Source organism: Undibacterium sp. Ji83W (assembly GCF_049340385.1).
Lineage (GTDB): Bacteria > Pseudomonadota > Gammaproteobacteria > Burkholderiales > Burkholderiaceae_D > Undibacterium.
Genome location: NZ_JBMPOZ010000062.1, coordinates 1 through 957 on the forward strand (window position 1 = coordinate 1; position 957 = coordinate 957).

At 44.0% G+C, this 957-nt stretch carries 2 protein-coding genes; both read right to left on the bottom strand.

Annotation, left to right across the window (positions count from 1 at the left end):
* Nucleotides 1-120: 120 nt before the first annotated feature.
* On the bottom strand, nt 121-342 hold the full coding sequence (locus ACO0LD_RS31715; RefSeq protein ID WP_423013526.1) for a hypothetical protein: 222 nt from the start codon (nt 340-342) through the stop codon (nt 121-123).
* Nucleotides 343-410: 68 nt separating this feature from the next.
* Nucleotides 411-764 (bottom strand): hypothetical protein, encoded by a 354-nt coding sequence (locus ACO0LD_RS31720; protein ID WP_423013528.1) that lies wholly within the window; start codon nt 762-764, stop codon nt 411-413.
* Nucleotides 765-957: the final 193 nt, after the last annotated feature.

Genomic DNA, 957 nt, shown 5'->3' on the forward strand with positions numbered 1-957 from the left:
CGAATGTAGGTCTATGCCGCAAAATAACATACCGTCCTCCCCGTTAAAGTTTCGTTCGCACCTTAACTTTACTCCTTTGGCTAACGCCAGCGGAGGGAGGCGGCTAGATGATTATCAGGTCTAACATCCCAACAATTCTACACTACGGAAATCTGCATATTTTTGTTGATAAGCCTGAAGAGGCAGCGTGACTGAACGGCGATGTGCCAAAGAAACCTCACGTAGTTCCTCTTGTCGTAATTGATGCTGGTATTTTTCAACGAATGCTTCGTCACCCAAAAGCAACTGATGCCTGGTCTTCGTTTCGAACAGCACGGTAGTTAAATTTTTTGGCTGATTCATTTGGTTGTATCTGCCGCTCAACGGCAATGATAAGTCAGATCTCAAGATACTCGTAGTATTTGCCCCGACTAAATCGTGAATAAAGGAGTAGCTAAGCAGCTTGTCAAATACGTTTTGTCGTTTTCAGATAAAACAAGTCTTTTAAAACCAGGCCATTGTTCGAAATTCGCCAAACCAAATTCCCACACTTCCTCAAAATATAGTGGATCTAGCCCCCACTGATCTTTAGGCAAAGATCTATGAATAAAACCACGAACTATCCACAAGTCGGAAAGAAATTCACTACCCTCAGTACTCAGGCGTCCTATTGGCCTTTCATCCGGCCAAGTCAAACAATATTTCAGCAAATCAAACGTTGGCTCTTCATCAGCATCAAGTACTAGTGATCTAAACAATTCGGCGTCTTTATTAGATATTTCCATCTCATTTCACTCCAAAAGGCATCCCAAAAGGCACAAAAGGCATCCGCAAAAGGCACAAAAGGCATCCGGGGTCACCCATTAGCCCCCGATAGTCAAGTAGTCGAACCACATACTCGCAACACACCGCGATAAAATTTACCCCGCCACCACACGCTTGTTTCAAAATGCCGTCGTGCCTTTTGCTTCAACGTGT

Bases quoted from the DNA above. Each gene is read 5' to 3' on its own strand.
- ACO0LD_RS31715 (WP_423013526.1), bottom strand. From the start codon at position 342: ATGAATCAGCCAAAAAATTTAACTACCGTGCTGTTCGAAACGAAGACC.
- ACO0LD_RS31720 (WP_423013528.1), bottom strand. From the start codon at position 764: ATGGAAATATCTAATAAAGACGCCGAATTGTTTAGATCACTAGTACTT.